The following is a 26584-nucleotide window of genomic DNA, read 5'->3' as shown; positions in this document are numbered from 1 at the left end:
GACTATAAATGGCGAGTGTTGCGTCTGTCTATTGTGCTCACAGTCCTGACAATATTAATAGTGAGTACCTTACCCACTAGTTATCTAGGGACTGCTAAGCTGGAGTTTTCACCCCTGGAAATGGCGTCAGTAGGTGCAGCATACTTTCCCTTTACTGATAGGATTAAGCAAACAGAATTAGGACGTATTTATGAAGCAATGTTACTAGAGAACATGGCTAAAGGCGTTTTAATAAAACTAAAGAAATTTAAATTAATTGATGTAGACAGCCAATTAGAAAAAGCCATATTAGAATATGTAACTATTGCACAGATCAAACAAAAAGTCAGGACTGCGTTACCTTTTATGCCACAACAAGACCCAGAGCCGCTATCATCAAAACAACTGGGAATGCTAAAAAGTAATTATTCATTAGAGCAAATTATGCAAGGTTTGCAGCTGCGTTATTCAAGCAGTCAATACGAGGTATATATTGGCTATACAGATCGAAGGGCTACTTTTGCTATTATTATTACCAAGTTAGCCGCAGACTTATATGTACAAAGCGTTGCTGAGACAAAGAAGCAGATGTCTGCGCAAGTTCAGCAGCAAATAGAGTCTAATAGTACTCAATCACACCCACTAGTTTATGAATCGGACTCAAATAAGGCGGCTTATTATACGTTGCAGCATCTTGGTCTTGAGAGCTCAATTAAGTTGACTTCACAGGACCTTGAGACGCTGAATCAAATGGCAAGTTTTGCCACCACGCAGGCAAAGGACGTGAATATACGGATAGGTAATTACACGTCTACACTTTTAAAACCCAATAGAGTTTTCATTGTGAGTCTAAGTTTCTGTATAAGTATTTTAGCGATTTCATCACTTGTGTTGATTCTTGTGCATCTTAAAAGCGCGGGCAGGCAGAAAAATCTGTCTATCGCCGCTGAACAAAAGTTGTAAATCACGCCAATGATGTTTCCTCATAATTTGATTATTGGTCTGACAGTATGAAAAGGTCTCACTACCTTGTAATGGTTTTTATCATCACATTGTGTGGTTTCGGTTTACATCAAGCGCTGTATTTTGGCATGGCAAGTTTTCACAATTATTCTGTGCTCAATATGCTCAAGAAGTGGCATGATTCACCATTAGAGCATAACAAAAATGACTATTCACGGATTAAGTCTGAGGCTCAACAAGCCGTGTTATATCACCCTCATCTTGCTGAATATTGGGAGCTCTTAGCGCAAGTTAATGAATGGGGATATATATTTGGTTACGAAGCACATGAAGGCGCCTTGTTAGAGGTAAAAAAGCAATATCTGCATGCTACCGAATTAAGGCCTCTTTGGCCTGACTCTTGGGCTTCTCTGGTTAAACTTAAATGGCGATTACAAGAGTTTGACGACCAGATGTTATATTATTTGGAGCGAGCCACGCAGCTCGGTCCTCAAAAACCAGACGTGCACATGGTTGTGATTGAATTGGGTTTGGCGCTCTATGCAAACAACCATTTTATGTTGTTAAACATTCGTCCAGAATTTCATCGAAGGCTGGCGCTTGGCCTCAAGCATCCTAGCACTCGAGAGCGGGTAGTAAAGCTTATATCTGAATATGAGTCGCAAGTATTAGTCTGTCGCTGGCTAAAAAATGAAGACCTGAGTACTCGAAAACTTATTCCGAAATGCAAATAATAATGTGTCAATTTTTGATTTGCGGATTAACCGCGATGTTTTTAGAAACAAAAGCTAGAGCAATGAATGTAATAAAATAAACAGCATTAGCCGGCGCTTGCAGAGGAAAGTCTACAGACATATGGATTAACATGCCTAAATAGGCCATAAGGCAAGCGAACGCAGTACCCTTAGAAACCGGGCTGGCATTTTTTTTCAGTGCCGTCATTGCCTTAACAAATGAGAACAGCACTAGCAGTCCTAAGGCAGTAAAACCTAAGATGCCGTATTCAATTAATATTTGTAAATAGTCATTGTGGGCATGTTCATAGAAAGCATTTATGATTGAGTGCTTGTATCCAGGAAATACGCTGTAAAAACTACCGGCTCCGGCTCCTATTATTGGGTAATCAATAACTATCGGTAGGGAGTCGAGAACGACCTCGTCTCTATTTTCTTGACTGAAACTGGTTTCTGCTAACCTCTGTTGCACCTTGTCCAAACCGAACCAATGACTGACAATAAACAAATCTATAATGAGCATACTAACGAGCAGGATACCAAGGCCTTTAGATTTTTTTCTATCCAGTAAAAACACAAATACACTCACTGCTATCATGGCTGAGAAAAATGCAACATTGCCCATGCGTGAGCGTGACATGACCAGAGCGATAACCATTATGGCGAGGCATATTCGAATGATTGTTTTGCTGCTGAGTAAGGTGTTTATTACTCCGATACGCCAGTCTTGCGCCTGGTGAGATTTATTGATTTCGATATCGGTTACCATTAAGCCTACCCCTGCGCTAAGACACAGCATAAGGAAATTAGCGAAAAAATTTTTATACACAAAACTGCCAGTGGCAGACTCACTTATAGCGAAGTCAAAAATGGGGCTAAAGCCGTTACCTGAGAGCACTTCCAATACGCCATAGATAGCCTGAAAGGTGCCACTGAGTAATATTACTAACAGCAGTCGACGTAGATGTTTTTCATTATTAATTAACATCAAGCAGCTTAAAAATACACAAAAGTACCCTAAACTCTTGATAAAGCTGACTTGACTTTGCCCAACATCAGTAGACAAATAATACCATGGCATGTGCGATGTAAGTGGCTCACTGAGTCTGTTAGGTGATATCAGCTCAATTAAGCTTGCTGGAAGTGGAAGTATTTGTAAGAGACAGATAACAAGAAAGCCTAACCAAAGAATAATTGGAGTTTTATACTTTGCTAGTCCCAACCATTCATCGTGCCTTTTTAGTAACACACAACCGAGCACAATAATAAAGGCAGATAACTCAAAGATTAACCAAGCCCAAGGCCGATTAGAACCTAAGGGAATAGGTAGCCAAACTAAAAGTATTAAAAGGTAGCTCCAAAGAAAACGGTGCAAAAAAAACTTCACAGATGAGCCCTTGCTCAATTTGACTAATAAAAAAGCCAAGGTAAAACCTTGGCTTCAAGACATAATTTTCAGTTAGTTATTGGAGGCGCTGAGTGTGTCATTGCCTGCTCCACCACCGCCTAATCCGTTAAAAGGCTGACCTGCTCCGGCAACATTACCACCTGCTGCTGTGGCTTGTGACACAGTAGTCGGGTCGGCACCAGCGGCAATAGCCGCAAGTAAAGCTTCATTTGGATCAATTTCTCCCGTCATCACTGCGGCATTAATTACTTCTTGAGCGAAATCTGGATAAAGTACAACACCCGCATTAATGATATTGAGAACATCCTCTGGCTTATTTTCTATCGATAATTTGGTGGCTGGAAATAAATCATTAGCTGCTACCATATTAGTCATAAACGCTAAAACTGTCGGCTTATGGTTTTTGGTAGTATTGAGTGCTGCTGAGGATAATAAATTAGCCCCTTCATTGGCGAGCGCGCTATTGATAACATTTAGGATAGCCGCTTTTACGGGTGTCCCCTGCAGCAACAAATCATTAACGGCCTGATGAACTCTAGTTCCCGATTGGTCTTTATTGCCGTACAAAGACACTTTTATAATCGCATCATCAATGACATTTGATTTAGACGTGCTCAAGGATCTATCCTGAACAACCAAATTATCAATGACCTTCTGCTCATCAGTACTTGACTGATCTTGATTACCCTGCAAAGACGCTACATCACTTGCAGACTGAACGACTTCTGTTTGCTCAGGACCTTTGTCCTGCATCAACCCAATCGTTAATGAACCGACTAAAATTATACCAACAGTTAATAAACCGCCTACTATTAAAAGCTTCATGGTAACTACCTTTTATTTGCCGATGCCCAGCACATACTCACATGAGTTATGCCATTGCTTATATTATACTAGCAACAAGCTTTATTGTTTAGTCTTTACAGAAAATAAGTCGGGCGCTTAAGTATTTTTTTGAGACATTCTCAACTTTTTATCGCTATCGGGGCTGCTACAAAGTAGCCTTGTACAAAGTCTACTTTCATATCCTTAAGTGTTTGTGCCTCTTGCTTTGTTTCAACCCGCTCAGCAATGACCTTGATCCCTAAGCCGTGAGCTATATTGACTAAAGAATGCACGAATAACTGATTATCTTCTTCGCTGTCTATGTTCGCGATATATCGGCCGTCCAATTTTAAATAGTCAGGACGCATTTTTCGTAGTTGTGTAAAAGCGGCAAATTGGGCACCAAAACGTTCTATGGTTATTCTTACTCCCAGTACCTTTAATCTGGCAACAAAGGAGCTCAAGGATTCTACATCTCCCAATAAAGCTCGCTCGGGGATTTCCAGTATCAAGCGTTGACAACCCTTACCAATCAAGGATAGTTGCTCGATTAACCAGTCTTGAAATACTGGTTGTAACAGCGATAAACGGGATAAATTTAACCCTATGTTACCCTCAACATGGCGCATTTTTTCTAGGGCACAGAGCACCAATAACTCGTCAAGTTTTTGCGCGAAATCTAATCGAATAGATACTGGGATCAATTCTGCCATCGGTAAGTATTGATCGCTCTTAGGATCGCGGAAACGAGCTAACCATTCTTGATATTCAATTTGGCCGCTGAGGCTTTCTATGGGTTGAGCGACAAAGTCTGCCTGCCCACTTTTTAATAATAAGGTAATTTGTTCACGCCAAATTTCATTGCTTTTAACCATATTAAGCTCACTAGCGACCTGCCACCGTTGCTCTTCGGTGACGGCTTTGGTCAGTGCACTGTCTACTTTTTCTAATATTTTTGCTTTGTTGGCTCCGTAGTTAAAGCTACCGGCACCTATATGCACAGTGCCTGACTCATACTCAAACTTTTCAATAGCCTTGCATTTTTCCATCAAGCTCTGGATTACAATGGTACCCTGCGCTTGTTCTATATCTTCTAATAATAAACAAAAATCTGCGCCATTGAGGCGATATAAAGCGCAAGGGCTACTTTGGGTTTCTAGGACTTGTTGAATAATTGCACATACCCCTTTGATATAACCATCGCCTGCGACGAAACCTACATTACTGTTCACTTGGCTTAGGCTCGATAGACGGATCAGCAATAAAAAACCATGAGGGCGCTGTTCGGTGTCGGATAACAAAGCGTCGAAAGCCAGATCAAATGCTCGCCTATTACCTACTTTGGTTAAATTATCGGAGTAGGCGAACTGTTTATAGCGCTCAGCCTGATTAGATAAGCGAGAGAATAAATCATTTAAACGCTGAGACATATTATTGAAAGAGTTGACGAATACTCTTAGTTCCAGTGTTCTAGGGCTTATTTGCAATTGTTCAAATTTCTGTTCACTAATCGCCTCGACTTGTTTTACCACCGCCGAGATAGGGACAGTGATCAGGCGAACTAGCACAAGTAATAAACCCAATGCCAGCGCGAAAATAAGTGAGATCAAAGTAAAGGAGTCAATGGTGTTACGCCACAACTGCTGATAGCCCGTACCTGGATTACTTTGCACAGTGAGGACACCCGCTATAGTCCAGCCATCGTTAATTTCTGATTTTACCACCGGCGGATCGAGTGGAAACAATTGCATAAACCAAACGGGGACGGCGTCTATGGAATCGGGATTATGCTTTTCCAGTAATATAGCGTCTTTATTGTCTTTTAATACGATGGAACGATAATAGCCACGATCGAAAATCACGTTCATCATTGTCTCTATTAAGGGCAGATCTTTTTGATCACCGATATAGGGGGTAATTGACAGGCCAAAAGACGTTGCAGTATCTTGGGCGTGGGAGGCCAACTGTTGTTCAATAGAATCCCTAGTATTGCTGACATTTATCATTATTGTGCCTAAGAATACGGCCAGCAAAACTGAGAAAAGACTTAAAATAAGTTGTCTCGACAATGGCATATTAGTTAACCCTCATTATTTTTTTCCATATTCATACGATTAGTGAGATCTTTCCACAGGCTATTATTACCGCCATCTTGCAACTGCTTACCGCGGCCTTGTTCTTTGGCCGCCCATAAACCTTCACCATTAAAGCTATACACAGGCTGTAAGTCGTCTCTTTTATTAGCAGGTAAAATATTCTTATTTAGATTGTCTAGTACCAAGGGAATGACATTAGGTTCTTCATAATAGGCCAACACCATATGAGCCATATTGTAATCCAGAGCTTTGACGTACATTAATCGCAATTTAATAGCGGGCACACCTAATGCTCGCATACTGAAGTACTTGGCGATACTGAAGTCTTCACAATCGCCGCCGCCTGAAGCAATAAATTCTATGGGTGTGGCCCAATAATCTTCCTTATTCCAATGTTCTATGTCATCCACAAATTTTTGACGATTAAAAAAGTTATTGACCCTGGATAATTGTTGTTGGATATCTTGACCTTCTAGTTCCTGCAGTAAGTCGTTCCATGTAGCAACATCTTGGGATGCTTGTGTCCCATAAATTTTCTGAACTTTTTTTATGGTGGTTTTATCAACAAGGTTGTTCGCATTTGACTGCCATGCAATAGACAGCAAAATAACGCCAACAAATAGGACATTACATTTGTTCTTTAGATTCACTAAAGTTGCAATCCTAGGCTACTATTCGAAAAAAAATCATAGTTTAGCACCACAATAACCATGTTATAAAAGTAGGGGTATTCATAATGACTCTGATAGGCTGATAGAGAATTTTAATGGCACTCTGGACACATGTTGGCATAGCTCTAAATTCATTGTCTTCCCTTGTAAAACCAATTCCCACAACCTATTTCAGCTGAACTAATAAGCGGAGTTTGTTAAGAAATATAGCCTTGCGAATTGGAGAAGTATGACAAATAAAACAGAACTAATAAATAGACCTGAGCGTGCGGCTATGTCATAGACTTAGGTTAAGAAAACATTGACGCAACTTGATTTTGCATCAATGTCATTTTCAAACCTTTGTTTATGTATACAACTAGCGGTCGAAGCGGCCATCCCAGCCTGCAGCTAATTTAATAAATATCGCCCAAGTGGCTACGTTTGGGTTAACAGGGCTGCGCTGAAATCCCTATTTGGGCAACCACGATAGGGATAGAAAATAACCTGTACCACCGCTAGATTTTTGCTTACATTGGCAAACGAATGACATTGATAGCAGTGTTAACGAATGCTAAACATCACTATTAATTATTGGTACTTTCTTATCATGGCCACTTTACCATCCTCCATTTCTAATACTTCTAGGGCGTTGTAGCTCATTGTTTCGATAGGGGAGTCAGGGCCACGTTTGGCCTTAAGGCTTACATGAAATTGCAGCGCAACAGCATTTAATCCGTAAGTAATGCCAAGCAGTTCAGAGTGATATTCAATATGCTTGCCTAAATAATGCAACATACCTTCACGCATGTTTTGTTTCGCGTCTGGGGTGCGAGTATCGTCAGGATCATAGGGAATATGCTGATGACCCACGTCATCTTTCAATAAAGCCAAGTAATCTTCTAAATTCTGCTTCGTGGCATTAGGAGCCTGACTGGCTGTCCATGCTGCAAAATACTCATTTGCGAATTTTTCAGGGTCGAAACCCGATTCGTTTGCCACAACAGATGTTGATAAAAACATTCCTAATAATATGCATATACTATTCTTCATATATTTCTCTTTTTGCTCATTTTTAATTACTTAGTTAACATTAATTAACCTTGATTTATATAACTTATATTTTTCTGCATCACTATCTTTAACAAGGCTCATAGCTTTCTCATAGTGAGTTTTCGCCTCTTTAAATTTATTCTGGCGCAGATAGATATCCCCTAACTCCACATTTAATTCATCTGAATCTGGGTTTTCCAGTATCCCAGTTTTATAAAGTGAAATGGCTCTGTCTGATGCGCCATTGGCAACAAAAAAACTACCGATTTTTGTTAAAAACGCGAGTCTATAGTTGTTTTTTTCTATAAAATCATCAAATTCATGCACTAGTTCTTTAAATATCACAAAGTTATTTTCATTTATTGCTTGGTTAATTAAGTAGTGTTTTGTTTGTTTATGGATATCAGTACTTATTTGATAATGCATGCCTCTATTTTCATAGTGTTTTTTCAGAGCCTTCATCCCACCAAAATTTTTAAATTCTTCAAGAGAATAAAATCGCAGCGGCGGGTAATCTTGAAAGTAGTAGGCAAGTCCTTTATTAAACGTGCCTAGGGGCGTTGTGTAGTGGTCGTCATGCTCTGACAGATTATATTTCCACTTGAAAGCACTTGTCGCACTCGCATTTAATATATCGGAAAGTAATTGGTGAGATTCAAACGACCAGGATTCAACCGCACCCAATGTGTAATATAAAAAGCCACTAACATTTGGCTTTTTTGCAAACAATTCTTTAATTAAATTTAATCGTGATTCTGTTATAAAAGTTGCGCTTGCCAAAAAATAGGCATCAAATAATTCAGGCTGTGTGGCAAGGAGTTCTAATGCAAACCCACCTGCCATTTCCCAGGCAAAAAACATTCTCAAATCATTTGTGCGATAGTGTAAATCAACGTATTTGACAATGTCATTTTGCATAGTCGCGATAAACGTGCTGGATTTTGTATCTAACAATTCTCGACGATTTATATCTTCAGTGTTGATTCCAACAACAATAAATGCCGGAGCTTTATCTTGCCAAACCAAGGTTTTTTGATAAGCAATAGCATGTAAGAAGTACCTCTGAGCATCCATGACATATATAACAGGATAGTTATTTTTATCTTGCTGATAACCGTCGGGCAAATAAATTGTAATGGTGTTGTGTTCATCAACTTTTAATGTTTGCACTATGCCAAGGTTTTACACATCTTGTGTCGTAATTGAATGTGCCGCAAATACGACGAAAGACGCAAAAGCGGTAAAACAAGCTACAAATATTTTCACTATATTTCCTTTAAGTTTTTATTGCCGACACCACGTATTAATCGCATGGAGTCGGGCGGAAAATTAACTATCGGGTGAGCTATTAATGTCTTTTGGTACCTCTTTAACCGTTTATTAAACCGATACAATTTTCCAAATTGTTCCGTTTTTGAGCAAATCCGACGCTTCAGTGCCAAAAGCCTTTTTAGTGTCATTGCAGTGGTCGGATAATTTGTTACTAGTCTTTTCATTATCGTTTTGATAGCGACCGATTGAATATTGCCGCCAAATTAGTTGTTTACTGGTTTAAACCAATGTCGTTGCATACCATAGGCAAAATATCTTCGGTAACACCTGCTGGGAGATTGTTCAATTTTGCTAGGGATATAGCTTTGCGAGCGGCGGGTGTTGCTTCTATTAGCTGATCAATCCATGAACTAAAATAAGACACTCTTGAATAAACTTCGGTAATACCATATTCACCGATATTGCCAAAACTGCCTTCTGGTCGCGAGCTAATGCCTAATACTTCAAAACCACTACCATTTTTAATATAAGCTGGGCCACCGCTGTCGCCGCCGCCAGAAACACCCTCTAAGGGCAGGGCATTGTCACCCTTATCAAACTTAAATTTAATCAACGGGCCTTTCGCTTCGATAATCGTATTTTGCGCCTTTCTGAGTATTCCTTTGTTTGCTGCATTATCGACGGTTTGTCCTGTTAGCCCATTACCAGTGCCACCTATGCCGATAAACCATATATTTTTGCCTTGCTCATCACTTTTTAAGTAGATGCTGGCTGGGGCAACATCTGTCACGGCTTCTTGTAGTTCGATTAGCGCAATATCATGGCTTTTCCCAGGTGTGTAATCTGGGTTCACGTAAACATTAGTCACCTTTCGGGTCTTCCCGGCTAGGCTTACAAAAGAACCAGCCTTCACACAAAAAGTGGCATGGGCGGCAGTAATTATCCAATTGGGTTTAATTAATGTGCCATGAGCACCATCCACATAAAACGTGGCTAATGGCGGAAAATCTTGTTGGTTTGCCAAGTATTTTACATCGTCTACATCATGGCGGATGACAATACCTTCAGCGAAAAATGACAGACTGAGACCGAGTGTAAAAACGACATTTTTCATGTTATCTCTTTATTAATTACGATTGTAATCTTTTTATTATTACAGGTGTAATCTTTAGTGGCAAGCTGATGTTGGTCTGTGAAAGTCTCTGGTTTCAGCTTGCTTGAAATAATGGTGAGATTGTTTGTATAAAGAGGAGCTAAGCATAGTGGCTGATTAAACAGACTTTTGCACAAAAACCGCAGAAGTGTGCGACTTGTTTAACTATATTTGGGCTAAGCTCTTGGGTAAAAATACCAGCGGACACAATACACGAGAGGGTAAAACCCATAATGACTTAATGCAAAATACCTGTCCTTTTAATTAATAACTAAGCAGACATAAATTTCTACCCACAGAGTTTGGCAAGCAGGACAGCTATGCTGAGATACTTAATTGGACTGAGTTAACTTTTCAACAATTGCTCGATGCCGACTTTCTGAATTTTATGAGTGGCTGGAAACTTCTGATTTTCAGTAATTTTTTCTTCGCTAAACTCGTAACGACGCATAACTTCATCAGTTACATCAATTAAATCGCCCACACCCGTAACACTCCAAAGCTTTTCTTCTAACTGTTTAGCCTTATGCAAGGCATAAACGCCAACATAGTTTAATTCAGACTGCATTTTTTCAATATCAGGACGCCCTGTTTTGGCGACAAAAACTTTTAGAGCAATAAATTGTCCGTGCAACATGGCTTGAGAAATAAATTGGCGTCGTTTTTCGTGTTTAATAAATTGTTCCGACACTAGGCTTTTTATGGCATCACTTAAATTATCTTTGCTAGGATCAAAAGCGATAAATACTTCACGCATCACAGGGCGTTCGTTGGGCTTTAAGTTGTGCATAGCGCTTGGGATAAAGTCGTGTTTACTCATGGTATTACGATATAAGGGATATAGATTAAAGTGACCTGTTTCGGTTTTGAAATGTAAAAGATTGGTCAGTCTGTTATTCGGCGCCCATGTTGCCACGGCATCAGGGATAAAATCGATATCGTCTTTGCGCAGAAAGTACGCTACGTTCATGACATTGCGTGAGTAAATATTACGCAGAGCTTCACCTATGCCTGGTACCTCTTCTTCATCGCGATAAGCCCGTAATTTAGTGCGATTAGCTTTTATTAAGGCATCAAAAAAGTGCTTAGCAGTACTGTTGTGCTCATTGACTAGGGCTTGTAAATGCAAAATGCTGTTATCTTTTGATAAGTGCCGCACATAGTAAGGTAAATCAGCTAGCACGTATTTCGCTGTCACTTTTTGTAAGTTGGGGAAACTCACTTTAATTAAACTGTCTTCTTTTGACTTAAATGGCATATCAAGTTCGATTCGCAGGCCTTGAGTTGAGATATCCTCGGTATTGCCCTGATATACCTGACCATCAATATTGACGGTAATTGGCGTGCGCAGCAAAAACCGGGTTTCACGACGTTGGTTAAAATATTTAAAACGATAGACTGTCACGTTATCAGGTAGGCGGTTGCGCGGATGGCCAAACATTTTTAATTGTGGTAATTGATCACGACTAATCTTGAGTCGTTGGTAATATTCAGTACTGGTTTCGTCTGTAATATTGGTCAGTAATGCAACATGGGACAAGTATTTTAAACGTGACATAAGACGAGGGGCGGGTTTTTGGTTTTGCCTCTTTACCGACTCATTGATCGAATTTGCGATGGATAAAGGTTGATAACTTTGCTCTGGTGAAATATCAGTCAGCTGTAATTTATACACCCGCCAGCTTACCTTGCGCGAGCCATAAGCGAGAAAAAGATGTTTCAGATGGGGAGAGGCATCAAGCTCTTGGATGGTCGCGGAATAAAAATATATTTTGTCGCCTTTGACATGATTGAATACATAAATATAGGTTTCTTGTTGGCCTTTTGGTAAGGCAATGCAATGTTTGATACGCGTATCAGATAGCAAGTAACCAATTTTTAAGTCTTGAATCTCATTGGCCCAATATTGAATTTCTTCACGATTACAATCATTAGCTAAAGCGTATTTGGGACTAAAACCTTTCTCACCCTTTTCAATAAATACCGGAATGGAAGTAAAATTAGGCATGTAATACTGTTCGTAGGTTTTATTTTGAATGGCCTGAAAAGTATTATCTAAATTAACTTTATAACGACGTTTGTTACCGTGGATGAAGCTTTCAAAAAACTTGTCAAAAACAGGATTTGGCACATCTTGCATACGTTGTAAATTTAAGCGTTGATCGTCTTTTGTGCGTTCGATACTGCCAACTGTGTAAAGAATACCTTGGCGTTTATCCAGTGAATATTCTTTTTCTAAACCACGAAATTGCACAGTAACTTTATCACCGGCCTTTACTAAGTGTTCTTTACCTACTTTTACTTTTAAGCCACTGACTGAAATATCAATGGTGGTTGCTTGCATACTTTTATTTAATTCATTGAATATTTCAATGTTAACGGAGAAATTCATTCTTTCTTCCGCCCGCTGCGGAATGTTGCCAAATTCAATTAGCGGCGCTAAATAAAATTCCTTTTTAATCGGTTGAGGTGTGGCCTGGGCTTTTTTCTTTTTAGCTAATTGCTGTTCTTTTTTGTGCATCACCCTGAAGTTATTTTCGGTATTGGTGACTGCCTCATACACGCCGATAGTGTATTGGCCAAATATTCTGACTTGGCGCTCCAAGGTTTCAATTGCCACATCATCGAGAAAATGATCGCGGCTTTCGTGAGTATAAATGCGGCACTTACCGTCTACTAAGCCGCGAAGATCAATTAGTCTAATGCACGGTCGAGCTAAACGTTTAAGTTCCATTTTTAGCAGAAAACGCTTCTGTGGCGGCACATTAGCCGCCACTTGCAATAGCACCTGATTAAATTCAGGTTCATTGATCATTGGCTTCAGTGCTTCAATAATTTCGTGATATTCTTCTAAGTCTTGGCTCATATCATCTATTTTTTGTCGTGTTGATGCATTAGAAAGTGCTTTAAATATGTTTATCGGCCAGTAAACTAAATAGTTGAAAAACCTTGTAAATAGCCTATTTCATATGCGTGTTTCTGCAATCTAAAATACGCCAACCTATAGATGATAATCAACCTGTATTGAGAAACTAATTAATATGGCTAAACGTAAGACTTCTTTTGTTTGTTCTGACTGTGGAGCAGAATTTCCGCGCTGGCAGGGGCAATGCAGCGATTGTCAGGCTTGGAATACCATTACTGAGTTTGTGGTGTCTGCTGCCAAAACCGCGGCGGTGCGTCAAGGTGGAGGTTATTCGGGGCAAACATTAGCTCAAGTCGAAAATCTGCAAGATATCGATTTACATGCTCTACCGCGCATAAGCTCTGGTTTTAAAGAATTAGACCGGGTTTTGGGAGGAGGCATTGTTCCGGGCTCTGCCATGTTAATAGGCGGTTCGCCAGGCGCAGGAAAAAGCACCTTATTGTTGCAAGTTATGTGTTTGATGGCAGCGGGCCGCACCGCTTTATATGTGACTGGAGAAGAATCGCTACAACAAGTGGCCATGCGCGCTGAACGGCTAGGCCTAGCCAAAGATAAGTTAAAACTGTTGGCTGAAACTAATATTGACACTATTTGTGAATTAGCCATGCAGCATAAACCAGACATTATGGTGATCGACTCCATTCAAGTGATGCAAGTAGCAGATGTGCAGTCCGCGCCGGGCAGTGTGTCGCAAGTGCGCGAAAGTGCTGCTTATTTAACGCGTTTTGCTAAACAACATCACATTGCTATGTTTTTAGTGGGGCATGTGACGAAAGACGGCAGTCTTGCCGGTCCTAAAGTGTTGGAGCATTGCATTGACTGTTCAATGATGCTGGAAGGCGAGAGCGACAGTCGTTATCGCACCTTGCGTAGTCAAAAAAATCGCTTTGGTGCAGTGAATGAACTAGGCGTTTTTGCTATGACGGAACGTGGCTTACGCGAAGTCAGTAACCCCTCAGCCATATTTTTAAGTCGAGGTGAAGAGCAATCACCTGGCAGTATCGTGATGGTAGTGTGGGAAGGCACGCGGCCTTTGTTAGTAGAAATTCAAGCGCTAGTGGATTATTCACAAATGGCTAATCCACGGCGAATCGCCGTGGGTTTAGATCAAAACCGTTTAGCTATGTTATTGGCTGTACTGCATCGCCATGGCAATGTACAAATGAACGATCAAGACGTATTTGCCAACGTAGTGGGTGGGGTTAAAGTGAATGAAACGAGTGCCGATTTAGCGCTACTGTTATCCATCGTGTCAAGTTTTCGTAATAAACCTTTAGATAAGGAATTAATTGCCTTTGGCGAGGTGGGCTTAGCCGGTGAAATACGTCCTGTCCCCAATGGTACTGAACGTATTAGTGAAGCGGCTAAGCACGGGTTTAAGCGGGCTATTGTGCCTAAGGCCAATGTACCAAAGCAAAAAATAGCCGGCATTGAAATAGTAGGCGTCGCCCGTCTAAGCGAAGCGCTAGAGGCGCTTTAAGGGTCACAGTAAGCTCAATTGAGTAAAAATACCTTTTTAATATTGGTTTAATGGGCTGAAAATATTAAGCCGATTAAACCCGCTACCAAACCATAAAAAATAACCACCAATATGGTGCGTTTGAGAATATACCCTTCTTTATTTTGCAGTGACAGCACAGAGGCTACAGCGACAATATTATTGATACACACCATATTACCCATGGCCGCACCGACCGACTGCAGGGCTAAAATAGTGGTTACACTCAAGCCTTGTTCGTTAGCTATTGTTTGTTGTACCCCAGCAAAAGTCAGATTTGACACCGTTGCTGAGCCTGAAAAGAAAGAGCCTAAAGCGCCTAAAAATGGCGCAAACCATTGCCAATGCTGCCCGCCGAGACTTGCTAAGTGCTGACCTATTTGGTTAACAGCGGATTGCTGGCCCCCTAACATCATTAAACTCACAAATACCAGCGCACCCATTAATGCGATCATTGGCTTAAACATGCTGGATTGAGTATGTTGAACCACAGCGTGTAATGAACCGTGTTTAAACCACCAAAGCGTTATCAAACCGATAAGTAAAAAAGGGATAACGGAGGGGACATAGAGCACGCTATGTTGCCACGACGTTGAAGTATTAAAAATATTATTTAAATCAAGGACTAAGGCGGCGCTGATACTGAAATCGCCCAATGAACCTAAACTGAAGTGCCAAGCCGGTTCATTAAGTTGTAATAGGGATTTTAGCCCAAGCTGCGGAATTCTACTGATGATCAATAGCAAAACAGTGCCCCATAAGGGGAAGCTGGCCTTGCATAACAAGTAAAGTGATAGTTTATTGGTTGATTGTTTAGCTGGCGTATCGGCATTGCTTAGGCCAATCCCCCACTTGGCCAGCAATAAGGTAATTAGCAGACCAATTAATCCTCCAAGCAAAGAGGGAAATTCTACATTTATTCGACTTAAAAAAAGGTAGGGTAGGGTACAAGAAAAAGTAGAAAGCAAAATAAACCCGATGTTTTGCAGAATTATTCGTTTTTGACTGAGTACAAATGAGAGGGCGATAACGACGATGAATGGCGCGACTGCCGTATTAATCAGGGCCGACTTCCAGCCAATATCAGCGAGTTGTTGAGGCACTAATTCAACTAAAGACAAGCCAAACCAGATGGGCGTGCCCACAGCCCCAAACGTGACGGGGATAGAGTTCAATATGAGGCACGTTACCGCTACTCTTAATGCCGGAAAGCCTAAACTCACTAATATCGGGGCGGCAATCGCAGCTGGAGTTCCAAATCCACTGGCACCTTCTATCAAAAAGGCGAAAGCCCAAGCCACAATCATTAATTGTGCAACCGGATTGCTACTAATTTGATTTAACCACTGCCTGATGATTTCTAGGGCACCCGATACCTCCATGCAGCGAAACAGAAAAATAGCGCCAGCAATAATTAATATCGGCGTCCAAGCCTTTAAGATACCGGCTATGACATTGGCATTAACTAGTGTGGCTTCATGACCAAATACCAGCAAAACCACTATGTATGCGACTAAAGCACACAAGGGGAGTGCGTAGTTGGCGGGTAGACTATGTTTTTTGCTCATTAAATAAATCAGCAAAATAATCGGGAAATAGGCAAATCCTAGAATGAACATACTTACCTTATTGGGCGCTTGCCCCCACTATTGGCCAGCCAGTTCTGCTTAGTTCAGCCATCAATATAAGGCTAAAGATTAGCCTTTATAAGTGCGGCTAAATCTCTTTGTAATAATGATTCATCGCTTAAGTTTAATTCAATTAAACGACGTAATTCGGTGGCACTATCAATATCTAACAAAGTGCAGTGAAGACCAATTTGTTCGGCATCGATGTGACTAACTTGCCCTAACAGAGTAATAGGCGCTTCCAGCCCATCTAAACTAAAAATGAGTTGAATATTATCCCCAGATTTAATTTTTGAGCCTGGCGGAACTCGCAATAAAGCACCGTTTAAAGACAGATCTACTATTTCTGTTTGCCATTGTTTATCTGCAGCTAGAATGTAAGCTTTGGAGATAAAGCTAACGCGATTAAAATGTCTTCGTTCCATTTTTATTTAACACCTATCTACATTTGACGGAGACAGCATAGCGGGTTTTACTGTTTGTATACAACTTAGACTTCTGCCATGTTCCAGCCTATATATAATGCTGATGCACTCGACAGGGCAAAAACAGCAAATACTGCAGCTAACGAAAAATATGCTAAGCCGGCGCTAACAAGTCCAATGACGAGTAATAAAAAACCAATAAGCGTATTGCTGACGGCCACGTAAGTGGTACGTTGGTTGCCTTGGGCCATATTAACTAAATAGGTTTTACGGCCCAATCTTACCCCCTGATGGGTCACTGCTAATACAAAGAATAAGGCCATTACCCAAGGTGTATTGTCAGACAGATTCAACATACTGATAATACTTCCAGCGAGGCAAAGCAGGGTCACTAAGATCGCAGTTATCAATATAACCCAACGACTTGAATGGTCTGCCAATTTGCCCCAAACCGCGGCGCTGACAAAGCTAGCTAAGCCACTGATGACAATAAATAAGCCCAAATTACTGTATTGATCAGCAGGTTGATGAGATTGGGCTAAGATAATGAAATAGGGGGCACTTAAACCCGAACTCATCATCAAACTGCGAGTCAGTACAAATTGCCTAAAGGTTATCTCGTCTTTTAATAAACGTAGACTTTTTAAGGCTTGTAAAAAACCATTAGACCCACCTTCGGTTTCGCCTTTAAATTCCTTTATAGCTTGATAAAAAAGTGCAGAAATAAGCCAGAAAATTGCTGCACTAAGTAATAGCCAGGGAAGGATATCTTGTAGCTTAATATCCAGCATTAAGACCAGGCCAACTAACATGCCAATAAGCCCAGCCGCAGTGGCGGCATAACCAGATAAACTGCCGCGGTCTTGCTTTGCAATCGTCTTACCGAGCACATCTTTTGAGGCGATAGAGCAAAGGCCTCTGGCCAAGCTGAAAACACTCAGCAGACCAACAATAGCCAGACCACCTAACATAGCGCTTAAATTTAATACCACCCAAGTCATGGCTAATACGCTCAGAGCTTGGATTACTCCACCTATCACAAAGAAGGTTTTACGTAGGGCGAAACTACGAATGTAGCCACCAATAAATAGCTGCGGAATTAGCGAGCCAGACTCGCGAATAGGCACAAGTAGACCACTTAAAAATACCGGTGCACCAATACTTGTCATTAACCAAGGCAGCACTATTTTAGCGCTAGCGAGCGCATCGGCTAATTTGCTAAAAAACTGACTAAATAAAATAAGCCAAAAATTACCACTGACGACTTTACAGGATTCCTCACTGATATCTTTGCAGGTACGGGCATCTTCTTCTTCGTCGAATATTGCTGCTAATTTTGAAAAGAGATTTGTCATTGTTGAATAGGTAAAGCGGACTAATAAATACATAGTGCCGATATTTTTTCAGTGTGTCGATGAGATATTTTGTTAACTTATAGCTAGGATTAGCCTCTTGTATCGGTAATATGCAAAAAAAGAGCCCCTAATTAGGGGCTCTTGCTGGTTTATTCGAGTAGTTTAAAGCACATGTAAACTTAGTGAATTAAACCACGGCGTTTCAATAGTGCATTAGTACTGGGTTGCTGCCCTCTAAACTCGACATAGCTTTGCATTAAATCTTTACTGTTGCCGATAGATAAGATTTTTTGACGGAAATCGTCGCCATTTTCTCGTGTCATTCCACCCTTATTTTGAATGTGGGCAAAAGCATCTGCGGCGAAAACTTCAGTCCATAAATAAGCGTAGTAACCGGCAGAATAGCCGCCTGCGAAGGTATGGCTGAAATAAGCTGATTTATATCGTGGTGGGATTGGAGCATAGTCTAGGCCATGTTTTTGTAATGCTTGTTGCTCAAACCCAGCAACATCACTAATGTTGGCGTCGGCGCCTATCATGTGCCATTCCATGTCTAATAGTGCGGCAGCAAGATACTCAACAGTGTCATAGCCTTGTCCAAATTTTACCGAGTCTAAAACACGTTCAAGCAGGGCCGTTGGGATTGCTTCCCCGGTCTGGTTATTTAACGCATAGTTAGCGATTACCGTAGGCTCTATATCCCAGTCTTCATTGAACTGAGAAGGAAATTCTACAAAGTCACGGGCCGTTGATGTACCCGCCAAACTCGGATATTTCACCTGTGAAAATAAGCCGTGAGCAGCATGGCCAAATTCATGGAATAAGGTTGTCGCTTCATCAAAAGACAATAGTGTGGCTTGATCATTGGCCGGTTTAACAATATTGAGTACATTGAAGACCACCGGTTTTTCATTAAGCAAAAAGCTTTGACTGACAAACGCGTCCATCCAAGCGCCGCCGCCTTTTCCTTCACGGGCATAAGGGTCAAAATAGAACAAACCTATGCTGCTATTATCTTGATTAAATACCTCAAATAATCTGACATCTTCATGGTAGACGGGCAGATCTTTTCGCTCTTTAAAATGAATGCCGTAGAATTTTTCCATGGCGAAAAATAAGCCATTTTCGAGCACCGAGTTAAGTTCAAAATAGGGTTTTACTAAGTTGTCGTCGAGGTCGTATTTTGCTTCCCTTACTTTTTCTGCATAATAAGCCCAATCCCACGCTTGCACGGTACCGCTCACTCCATCTGCATGCATTTGTTCTTCAATCTCGGCTGCTTCAATTTTAGCTTTGGCCAGAGCTTGTGGCGCAAGTTCGTCAAGAATAGCAAAAATTGCCTTTGGCTCTTTTGCCATTTGGTCAGCTGTGGCATAACTTGCCCAATTTGCATAAGCTAATAAACTGGCTTTTTCAGCACGTAATTTCACCAGTTTTAATAGGACCGGCCCATTGTTGTCCATGGCTCGATTAGCTGATGTTTGCCAAATTCGTTGGCGCATTTCACGATTCGATAAACTGGATAAAATAGGTTGGCGAGTCGTATTGACCAAAGTGATCATATAGCCTTGTTTACCGGCGTTTTTTGCCGCCTCAGCTAAACCGGTAATTTCGGCTTCGGATAGCCCCGCAAGTAAATTTTTGTCGGTAACTACTATCACGTCATTTTTAAAAGAGGCTAATAAATTCTGTGAAAAATCCGTTTGTAGACTAGAAATTTGCTCATTGATAACGCGCATTTGGGTTTTTTCTGCGTCGTTTAATTTGGCTCCTGCACGCAAAAACTTAGTGTGATAATAATCGACCAAGCGCTGATCTTCGGCATTTAAGCTAGCTTTATCTGCATAAATGGTTTCAACACGCGCAAACAGACTTGGATTCAGATAAATATTGTCAGAATGGGCAGATAACTTGGGCGCTAGTTCGGCTTCAATATTTTGAAATTCATCATTAGAAATCACTCCTGACAAAGCGAAAAATACATGAGATACGCGGTCAAGCAAAACAGATGAAAGCTCCATGGCAACGAGGGTGTTTTCGAATGTCGCTGGTTCTGGGTTATTGGCAATGCGAGTAATTTCTGTTTGCTGTTGCGCCATACCTTCGGTGAATGCTGGTAAATAGTCAGCCATCGCTATTTTGTCAAACTGAGGGGCTTGATCAAAAAGTGGGCTAGGGCTCATAAAAATATTGGCAGAATTATTTTGCATATCACCTGCTTGTTTGGTTTGATTAACTGACTCTGTTGAAGGAGAGGGGGAACAAGCTGCCAATGCCAAGGCTGCACTAATTGCTGTTGCTAAAAGAGCTCTACGCATAACTACTCCATTGTATAAGCACCGTTTCTTTTGGTTGAACGGTTTATTTTAAGGGGGCTGCACTCTAGCACGCCGATTTTTTTCCCTCAATTGGTGGCTTAACGACTAAGTGCAAAATAGAGTAAACATTACATTGCATTGTTGGTCTTTTACTATTGATGATGGGTTAGTCAGCCAGCTAATAGATTGATATCTAATACATTTAGCAAGTTTCGCAAAGGGACCAATAATTATTGCTCATCCGTTTAGTTTATAACTATCATTAATATGGGTTTGTAACATGGTATTTCTAAGAGCTTGCTGCTCAGAGCCCCGAAGAAAGAGGGGCTTGTAGTGGTTTAATCGCTAGACCGTGTATACCTAAAATGAAATGGCTACTATTAAAACCCCTACTGCTTGGGCAGTAGGGGTTAATGTAGCAAAAACAAACAAAGAGATAACTTTATTGAGTTTGATTAGGGACGTTGATAATGCATTGATTTATCGGTCCTCTTGTTTAAATAGCGATCTCTGAGTTTAGTTTGACGGGATTCCATTACTACTGCTTCACCGTTTATAAACACCTGCTCAGCGGCTTCAGTGATCTGTAGAGGGTCACCTGACCAGATGACAATATCCGCCTGTAAACCGGCTGTAATTGACCCTATTTTGTCCGCCACACCATACATTCTGGCTGGATTAATAGTCAGAGCCGCTAAACCAGCCTCCCACGGAAGGCCATTGGCTACCGCGTTACCGGCATGCTGTTTAGCGAGTCGAATATTGTGGGTATTCATTCCAATAGCGATCAGTACACCCGCCTCATGCAACCGTGCGGCATTTGCCAAGGTAGCTGACAATTGATCAAACTCATAAGGTAAGTTGGATTCAGGATTTAAAATCACAGGGATGCCTGCTTGGGCAATTTGTGCCGCAACTTGCCATCCTTCCGTCGCCCGCAGGATAACAATATTAAGTTGAGGATGACGCTGTTTTAGGGCAATGATTTGCAAAATATCCGCCACTCGGTGCGCCTCAATCATCAATGGCACCTTGCCAGAAACAACGGGGACCAATGCTTGGGCATCGGCCACTGTGGTTATGCCATGCCAATCACTCGCTGGTGTAAAAGTTTTACCTTGGGCAAATGTCGCTTCACTTAGAACTTGCTCAAGAGTTACCCATAAAGCAGCACGACTACCACCTAAGTCATCAGCACCTTGATTACCCGCGACTGCTGACATAAAAGCAGCTCGCTTAATAATAGGTGAGTTGGTGTCTGCTAGAGTAATAATAGCGCCTTGCCCCTGGAACAATTGATGGGTATTCGACATGGTCGTCGCCGCTGAAGTGACCCCTTCAATGCGTGATACTGCCATAAGCGAAGAGTGCGGATTAACCGCATAGGCCACATCTAAGGCGGCTCCAGTAGATGAGATAGCCGTTTTGTCATAACTACTATCTACTGTGCCGGCTGATGAACTTACTTCTACTAGGCCTAGAGAAGTAAAGGCACCAATTAAGCCAGGTGTAACCACCTTACCCTTGGCCTCTATGACCTCATAACCAGCTAAGTCTGGACGCTGGGCTAATACTGTTTGAATTTTGCCATCCTTTATCAAAATAGTCGCATTTTGTAAGCTACCTTGCTCGGTCATGGTGTGTACTGTTGCGTCTACAATGGCGATATTTTTGGCCAGTGCAGATGCACTTATTAGACTTAATAAGATGAAGGTTAATAATAATTTCATTTGCTATCTCCTTCACCAGGTTGACCTAATTCAAAATCGCTCACCGGCCAACTGGCGGGGTCATCTCGGTCATAAGCTAAAGCACCATCAATATAAACTTTATTTGCTTGAGCATAGGTAGAAAACGGGTTTTCACTCCATAATACAAGGTCGGCCTGCTTGCCTAATTCAATAGAGCCGGTTTTATCAAATATACCCAGAGATTTTGCTGCATTGGACGTTAACCACGTCCACGCATCGGCTTCAGAAATATCGATGCCAGCACGCTTGCCATCGGACCATGCTTTGGCTGCTTCTTGGTTGAGACGTTGTATGCCTAAGTCACTGTCGGAGTGCACAATAGCGCACGCTCCTGCAGCATGAACCATGGGGATGTTTTCTTTAATGCCGTCATAGGCCTCCATTTTGAAACCCCACCAGTCAGCCCACATCGATGAACAGACATTATTCTGTGCAAGGCGGTCAGCAATTTTATAAGACTCAACCGCATGATGAAATGAACCAATCTGGTAGTTAAATTCCTTCATCACGTCTAGCATGGTGCCCATATCATCAGCCCGATAACAATGCATGTGCACAATGATTTCACCTTTTAATACGCCCGCTAGTGTTTCTAACTTTAGGTCGCGCTTAGGCACTTTAGGATCTTTGTCTGCTGCATATTCGGCATAATAGCGATCCCATTTTTCTTGATATTCTTGCGCGTCTGCCCAAGCTTGACGGTAACCCGCCACGTTGCCCATTCGAGTGCCAGGTCCGCCTTTATTTCCATAAACCCGTTTAGGATTTTCACCGCAAGCCATCTTCATACCATAAGGCGCACCTGGAAATTTCATCTCTTGGACAACCCGATTGGGGACATTTTTGACTGTTACTGCGCGACCGCCAACTAAGTTGGCCGAGCCAGGAAGAATTTGCAAACTGGTTACGCCCCCAGCTAGTGCTCGGCTGAAACCAGGATCTTGCGGCCATATAGAATGCTCGGCCCATACCTGAGCTGTAACGGGGTTGGTTGCTTCGTTGCCATCTGAATGAGCATTGGCTTCGGGTGTGGCATAGACCCCAAGATGACTGTGCACATCAATAATACCTGGCGTTAGCCACTTTCCTGTGCCGTCTATTACCACAGTACCTTCAGGTACCTTAGTTGTATCACCCACGGCTGAAATTTTACCGTCTAACATCAGTACTGAACCTGATTCAATCATCCCGCCTATACCGTCAATGATAGTAACGTTAGTGATGAGCGTCGGTTCGCTGGCCATAGGTTGATAAGTGCTTGGAAACGGGTCGGTATTAATGGTCACCGGCGGCGCTTTTTCTGTTTGGTTCTCACCGCAGGCCGCAAGCAGACTGCAACTGAGCGCCAACAAAACTGCGCGATTGAGCGAAATTGTTGATTTCATAAGTTCCCTGAATTTTTGTAGTTATAGTTGTTGCTTACGGAGAAGCATTTGCATCTTAGCTCTAATAGTGAGTAAGCATCAATATTCAAGGTTAATTCTTGTCGATAAACTGTAAGCATTAGCCGATTTTTTAAAAGCCAACAGCCTTATAGGTAATTAAAACGTGCAATTTACTTCGGGTTTAACCTTCAAAACGTGGGGAGTAGCTCAGCCATGTATCAAAATCAGCGGAAAGTTTAGAGCATAAAGTCTTCACTTGGCTTAATAACTAGAGGGCTATCAACTCAAGAAAGCCTCACGGCAGTTTTGTTGGATTTGTGTTTTTGGAGTTGCTAGCAGTGTAAATAAAAATAGCGGTGGTCAGAGGAGGACTTACCTAGTTTACGACTTATTCATCTGCTTAATTAAATAAGCTGAGCAGGACTTGCCTTTGCTCAGCTTTCACTTAATCGAGCGAGACTTATTTCGCTTTTTTAAGTTGTTTCTTCAGCTTTTTCAATTTGCCTTCTTGCTTAGCAATTTTAGCCTTACGGTTTTTGATTTCTTTTTTTATTGACTTAGCTTTTGCCATTTTGAATATCCTTTAACTTAATTAACTGAATGTTCATTGCGCTTTACTCTTTTTGAGGGGCAGCATAATGCTGTGCAATGAACTCTCGAATGAATCGCCGCACCTCACGTGCTGCACTGGTATCAAGTTCCTCACAAAGGTTGATGAATTCAGCCCGCTCTTGGTCGTTAATCCGCACAAGCAACTGACTATTCTTCTGCTTAACTTTCTTCATACTTAAAGAAACTGTCCTAGTGACATACTATTTTGCGACTCATTGATATCTAAAGTATATTAAATGTATATACATTGAAAGTTTTTTTGTTTTTCAACCTTAGGATTGTGTCTCAATATTTTGCAAGGGAAGTCAATTTTAGTAGGGTTTTATAAATTGATTGGAATGTTATATTACTCGATTCTAGGCCGGTAAAGCGCAACTAACGATGCACTTTACCCATGGAAAAGTAAGCTTCTTTTGAGCCTAAGAGTGTCTTATATAGATTGATAGATTAGGCTTTTGAAATTTGACTATTGGCAAAAAATGTAAATCCAAGCGGTTGCTAATTTAAAATTCGGCTCTAAAGGGCCTCCTACAAGTGATTAGGAGCTTAAATGTAGCGTTTATTGCAGCGACAAAAAAAGGCGCTTGCGCGCCTTTAAAATACTTTAAAAATTAGCTGATTTATTTGCTGATTTTTTTATACTTCAGACGATGAGGCTCTACAATATCAGTACCATAAGTGGCTTTGAGCCACGCAGCATATTCAGTGTAATTACCTTCGTAGAAGTTGATTTTACCTTCGTCACGGTAGTCCATGATATGGGTAGCGATACGGTCTAAAAACCATCTATCATGGGATATTACCATGGCACAGCCAGGGAATTCCAAAATGGCGTTCTCTAGGGCGCGTAAAGTTTCTACGTCTAAATCGTTAGTGGGCTCATCGAGTAATAGCACGTTGCCACCGGCTTTAAGCAATTTGGCCAAATGCACGCGGTTACGTTCACCGCCAGACAAGTCTTTAACAAACTTCTGTTGATCAGAGCCTTTAAAGTTAAAACGACCACAGTAAGCGCGGCTGTTTAATTCAAAATTACCGATGCGAATAATGTCGGAGTCATCAGAAATTTCTTTATATACCGTGTTGTTGCCGTCCATATGATCGCGGAACTGATCGACACTGGCCATTTGCACAGTACTGCCCACATCAATGGTGCCAGAGTCCGCTTTTTCCATGCCGGTTAGCATTCTGAATAAAGTAGATTTACCTGCACCGTTGGGGCCGATAATGCCGACGATGGCACCTTTAGGCATTTTAAAATTCAAGTCATCAATCAGTAAGCGGTCACCGTAAGATTTTCTCAGGTGGGTCACTTCAAATACTTTGTCACCTAAGCGTTCACCTGGTGGGATAAATAACTCGTTGGTTTCATTACGTTTTTGGTAATCACCGGTATTAAGTTCTTCAAAGCGCGCCATACGCGCTTTGCTTTTAGATTGACGACCTTTAGCGTTAGAGCGTACCCACTCTAATTCAGTTTTGATTGAACGTTGACGGGCGCTTTCAGTTTTTTCTTCTTGCTGTAAACGCGCATCTTTTTGTTCCAACCATGAAGAATAGTTGCCTTCCCAAGGAATACCTTGGCCACGGTCAAGCTCTAAGATCCAACCGGCTACGTTGTCTAGAAAATACCGGTCATGGGTAATGGCCACAACAGTGCCTTCATAGTCGTGTAGGAAACGTTCTAACCACGCTACTGATTCAGCATCTAAGTGGTTGGTGGGTTCGTCGAGTAACAACATGTCGGGTTTTTCAAGTAACAAACGACACAGAGCCACACGGCGGCGTTCACCACCCGACAACTTGCTAACATCGGCATCCCAAGGTGGTAAACGCAGGGCGTCTGCAGCGCGCTCTAAAGCGTTGTCTAGGTTATGACCGTCTTTACTTTGAATAATGGCTTCAAGCTCACCTTGCTCTTTGGCGAGTGCATCAAAGTCAGCATTTTCTTCAGCATAAGCCGCGTATACTTCATCAATACGCTTTAAGGCATGCACAACATCAGCAACAGCTTCTTCGATATTGCCACGTACGGTTTTGCTTTCGTCTAGTTTGGGCTCTTGTGGTAAATAACCGATTTTTAAGCCCGCTTGCGGATTGGCTTCGCCTTCGATGTCTTTATCGATACCGGCCATAATGCGTAAAAGTGTTGATTTACCTGAGCCATTGAGACCCAGTACGCCTATTTTGGCGCCGTGAAAAAAGCTTAAAGAAATATTTTTAAGAATATGTTTGCCGGGGGGCACGACTTTGCCCACGCGGTGCATGCTATATACGTATTGCGCCATTGTTAAAACAACTCCATCGATTTTTAACTATTGTAACCCCAAACCCATTTTAAATACGAGGGGCGGAGTGTAAGAGGCGCGTTAAATATTTAGTTATGAATGCTAACTCCTTCAGGTATTTATTCTTACGCGCTAATTGGGCTTAAAAAGTCTGTCTATTTCTAAAACTGCATAAATTTGGGTTTGTATTAAAAGACTGACCCAATTAATTTGGGCGAAAATGGGCTTGGGGTCAGTGAATATGGGGTGAGTAAATTTTGAACCA

General features: G+C 41.5%; 19 protein-coding genes. 3 read left to right on the top strand and 16 right to left on the bottom strand.

Annotated features, from left to right (window positions below):
* Positions 1–120: 120 nt before the first annotated feature.
* On the top strand, positions 121–942 hold the full coding sequence (locus tag ABKW31_RS09560) for a hypothetical protein (RefSeq protein WP_348616111.1): 822 nt from the start codon (positions 121–123) through the stop codon (positions 940–942).
* Positions 943–1013: 71 nt separating this feature from the next.
* Entirely contained in the window at positions 1014–1676 is a 663-nt protein-coding gene (locus ABKW31_RS09555) for a VpsP family polysaccharide biosynthesis protein (protein WP_348616110.1), read from the top strand.
* A gap of 7 nt (positions 1677–1683) precedes the next feature.
* On the opposite strand, the gene ABKW31_RS09550 is transcribed toward ABKW31_RS09555, so the two are convergent.
* From ABKW31_RS09550 to ABKW31_RS09515, 8 genes are all read right to left on the bottom strand, one after another.
* Positions 1684–2664, bottom strand: coding sequence for an O-antigen ligase family protein (locus ABKW31_RS09550; RefSeq protein WP_348616109.1), 981 nt, complete (start codon positions 2662–2664; stop codon positions 1684–1686).
* A gap of 471 nt (positions 2665–3135) precedes the next feature.
* Positions 3136–3909, bottom strand: coding sequence for a hypothetical protein (locus ABKW31_RS09545; protein WP_348616108.1), 774 nt, complete (start codon positions 3907–3909; stop codon positions 3136–3138).
* Between the two features lie 140 nt (positions 3910–4049).
* Positions 4050–5915 carry an EAL domain-containing protein gene (locus ABKW31_RS09540; protein WP_348616107.1) on the bottom strand — a complete coding sequence of 622 codons (1866 nt, stop codon included), beginning with the start codon at positions 5913–5915 and terminating at the stop codon, positions 4050–4052.
* A gap of 74 nt (positions 5916–5989) precedes the next feature.
* Complete coding sequence (locus ABKW31_RS09535; protein WP_348616106.1) at positions 5990–6655, bottom strand: transglutaminase-like cysteine peptidase; 666 nt, start codon at positions 6653–6655, stop codon at positions 5990–5992.
* A gap of 591 nt (positions 6656–7246) precedes the next feature.
* Positions 7247–7708: a nuclear transport factor 2 family protein gene (locus ABKW31_RS09530; RefSeq protein ID WP_348616105.1), complete on the bottom strand. Its 462-nt coding sequence runs from the start codon at positions 7706–7708 to the stop codon at positions 7247–7249.
* 30 nt (positions 7709–7738) lie between these two features.
* On the bottom strand, positions 7739–8878 hold the full coding sequence (locus ABKW31_RS09525; RefSeq protein ID WP_348616104.1) for a tetratricopeptide repeat protein: 1140 nt from the start codon (positions 8876–8878) through the stop codon (positions 7739–7741).
* A 373-nt stretch (positions 8879–9251) separates the two neighbouring features.
* Positions 9252–10094 (bottom strand): trypsin-like serine protease, encoded by an 843-nt coding sequence (locus ABKW31_RS09520; RefSeq protein WP_348616103.1) that lies wholly within the window; start codon positions 10092–10094, stop codon positions 9252–9254.
* A gap of 385 nt (positions 10095–10479) precedes the next feature.
* On the bottom strand, positions 10480–12999 hold the full coding sequence (locus ABKW31_RS09515; protein WP_348616102.1) for a PilZ domain-containing protein: 2520 nt from the start codon (positions 12997–12999) through the stop codon (positions 10480–10482).
* Between the two features lie 175 nt (positions 13000–13174).
* Between ABKW31_RS09515 and radA the strand changes: the two genes are divergently transcribed.
* Positions 13175–14539 carry a DNA repair protein RadA gene (radA, locus tag ABKW31_RS09510; RefSeq protein ID WP_348616101.1) on the top strand — a complete coding sequence of 455 codons (1365 nt, stop codon included), beginning with the start codon at positions 13175–13177 and terminating at the stop codon, positions 14537–14539.
* A gap of 47 nt (positions 14540–14586) precedes the next feature.
* Here radA and ABKW31_RS09505 read toward each other — a convergent pair whose 3' ends face one another.
* From ABKW31_RS09505 to ettA, 8 genes are all read right to left on the bottom strand, one after another.
* Positions 14587–16176 carry an L-lactate permease gene (locus tag ABKW31_RS09505; RefSeq protein ID WP_348616100.1) on the bottom strand — a complete coding sequence of 530 codons (1590 nt, stop codon included), beginning with the start codon at positions 16174–16176 and terminating at the stop codon, positions 14587–14589.
* A gap of 71 nt (positions 16177–16247) precedes the next feature.
* Entirely contained in the window at positions 16248–16610 is a 363-nt protein-coding gene (locus ABKW31_RS09500; protein WP_348616099.1) for a PilZ domain-containing protein, read from the bottom strand.
* A gap of 65 nt (positions 16611–16675) precedes the next feature.
* Positions 16676–17998, bottom strand: coding sequence for an MFS transporter (locus ABKW31_RS09495; RefSeq protein WP_348616098.1), 1323 nt, complete (start codon positions 17996–17998; stop codon positions 16676–16678).
* Between the two features lie 146 nt (positions 17999–18144).
* Positions 18145–20283, bottom strand: coding sequence for a M3 family metallopeptidase (locus ABKW31_RS09490; RefSeq protein WP_348616097.1), 2139 nt, complete (start codon positions 20281–20283; stop codon positions 18145–18147).
* 455 nt (positions 20284–20738) lie between these two features.
* On the bottom strand, positions 20739–22013 hold the full coding sequence (locus tag ABKW31_RS09485; protein ID WP_348616096.1) for an amidohydrolase family protein: 1275 nt from the start codon (positions 22011–22013) through the stop codon (positions 20739–20741).
* Entirely contained in the window at positions 22010–23419 is a 1410-nt protein-coding gene (locus ABKW31_RS09480) for an amidohydrolase (protein WP_348616095.1), read from the bottom strand. Before ABKW31_RS09480 ends, ABKW31_RS09485 begins: the two co-directional genes overlap by 4 nt.
* Positions 23420–24033: 614 nt before the next feature.
* Positions 24034–24204 (bottom strand): hypothetical protein, encoded by a 171-nt coding sequence (locus ABKW31_RS09475; protein ID WP_348616094.1) that lies wholly within the window; start codon positions 24202–24204, stop codon positions 24034–24036.
* A gap of 447 nt (positions 24205–24651) precedes the next feature.
* Positions 24652–26319, bottom strand: a complete 1668-nt coding sequence (gene ettA, locus ABKW31_RS09470) for an energy-dependent translational throttle protein EttA (protein ID WP_348616093.1) — start codon at positions 26317–26319, stop codon at positions 24652–24654.
* Between the last annotated feature and the right edge of the window lie 265 nt (positions 26320–26584).

The organism is Paraglaciecola sp. 25GB23A, assembly GCF_040012495.1.
GTDB lineage: Bacteria > Pseudomonadota > Gammaproteobacteria > Enterobacterales > Alteromonadaceae > Paraglaciecola.
This window is presented reverse-complemented; position numbering and strand designations above follow the sequence as displayed.